This window comes from Hyella patelloides LEGE 07179, assembly GCF_900659865.1.
In the GTDB taxonomy this organism is placed as follows: Bacteria; Cyanobacteriota; Cyanobacteriia; order Cyanobacteriales; family Xenococcaceae; genus Hyella; species Hyella patelloides.
In genome coordinates, this window is record NZ_LR214275.1 from 1 (window position 1) to 1,899 (window position 1,899).

2 protein-coding genes are annotated in these 1,899 nt (G+C 39.9%); one reads left to right on the forward strand and one right to left on the reverse strand.

From position 1 onward, the window contains the following. The first annotated feature begins 127 nt into the window (after nucleotides 1–127). Entirely contained in the window at nucleotides 128–1,384 is a 1,257-nt protein-coding gene (locus H1P_RS33080; protein ID WP_144875694.1) for an IS701 family transposase, read from the forward strand. Nucleotides 1,385–1,411: 27 nt separating this feature from the next. Here H1P_RS33080 and H1P_RS33085 read toward each other — a convergent pair whose 3' ends face one another. Next, nucleotides 1,412–1,792, reverse strand: coding sequence for a transposase (locus H1P_RS33085; RefSeq protein WP_144875696.1), 381 nt, complete (start codon nucleotides 1,790–1,792; stop codon nucleotides 1,412–1,414). Nucleotides 1,793–1,899: the final 107 nt, after the last annotated feature.

The following is a 1,899-nucleotide window of genomic DNA, read 5'->3' on the forward strand; positions in this document are numbered from 1 at the left end:
TCCCAGAACTTCCAAAAGGGTTGATACCCTGATTAAAATAGCGATGGATTTAATGAATCCCCAACATCTGCGTAACTGGTTTGCCCACTGCTGCTACTGTCCCTTATAAACCTGCAAACCGCTGTAAGTGACCTTAAAAGGAAAAGTTTTCCAGCGATCAGGCGGAGCCTGGCACTGCGTGATCGCCAAAGCGGTAGGATTAGACAATGCTCAAGGACTGCATCATTTTATTAGTCAATCACCGTGGCAAGCAGAAGACTTAGAGAAAAGAAGATTAAAAATTATCTTAGCCATCTTAGAAGAAAGAGAAATTATGGTGATGATAGATGAAACAGGAGATCAGAAAAAAGGAAAAAAGACTGATTATGTCAAGAGACAGTATATTGGAAATTTCGGCAAAATAGAAAATGGGATAGTGTCAGTCAATGCTTATGGGTATTGTGAAGGAATGACCTTTCCTTTAAAGTTTAAAATATTTAAGCCAAAAGAAAGATTAAAAGAAGGAGATAAATATAGAACGAAACCAGAATTGGGAGCAGAATTAGTCAAAGAACTCAAAGAAATGGGGTTCAAGATTAAAAGAGTATTAGCCGATAGTCTCTATGGGGAAAGTGACAGTAATTTTGTCAGTGTAGTCGGAGAGTTAGGAATAGAATATGCCGTTGCAATCCGCAGTAATCATGGAGTGTGGCTACCAAAAGGACAAAAAGCGCACCGCCTGCGCCGAGGTGTCCTCGGCGTAAAGACGGAGCAAGCAGTAAGAGCCAATAAATGGAGAGCTTTTCAAGAGCTAAGATGGGATAGAAAAGAAGAAACTCGATATATCAGAGAAATAATTTCTGGAAAAAGAAGAACGATACAATACTGGCAAATAACAACCGATAAAGAAACTGTTCCCGATGACTCAACTTGGTTCGTAATGACCAAAATTCCCAACTTAAAATACAAAGAAGTAGGGGCAATTTACAAAGTAAGAGCCTATGTCGAACCAGGATTTAGAAATAGTAAAAATGAGTTGGGATGGGCAGATTTTCGACTAACAAACTACGCAGATATTCAACAATGGTGGGAGTTAGTCATGTGTGCTTACTTAATGGTTTGTCTTCACAATATAACTTTTAATCCTTCTGTTGCTTCGGTTGACGATTCCTATCAACAACATTCTCTATGGGATTCAGGAAAAGGCTGGAAAAATGCCTTAAATAATCTTCAGTTAATTCTACAACCTTTTATTAGTTTTAATCTCATTTTAAGATGGCTTCAAGTTTTTCCTGTTCCTCAACTTTCATTTGGGTTTCCGAGGCTAATCACTAAAATAAATGAGTTTGATTGCTTGAAATATTTAGTCTATTGTTGGGATGAGTTTTACCTCTCCTCTGCCTAGAGTGACAGAAGAGAGTTAAAGGACTCGCTACGCATCGCGCACTGTCGGCGACGCCGGGGTCGCATCCGCTTTATGAACAGGCAGATTGTCCATAATTACGAAAGCTCCTGCCCATAGTTGAAGTAATAGAACTTCTTGAACATAGGTTAAAAAAACTTCTGTATTGACACGAACAGGTAAACTCATAGTGGCAATCAGTCCATCTAAACTCAATGCTCCAATCAAAGAGATATTTGAACCTCGGTTGCGAGGGCAACTGTCATACAATCTTTCTCCACGAACTGCACGTCCCCTCAATCTGGTCATACCTAAATTAACGCCCGACTCATCAATAATTGAATTCGGAGAGTGACAGAAGAGGGTTACTGTATGAGAGCAGATATCATCAAAAAAGCAAAAAGCTCTCAAACAGAAGAGAGTTTGAGAGCAGAATCAAGAAGAGAACCTGGCACTGAACTATTTTCCCAGGGGGCTACCCCCCAAGTATCTTCGCCGCAATAACGTTTCACTGTCGA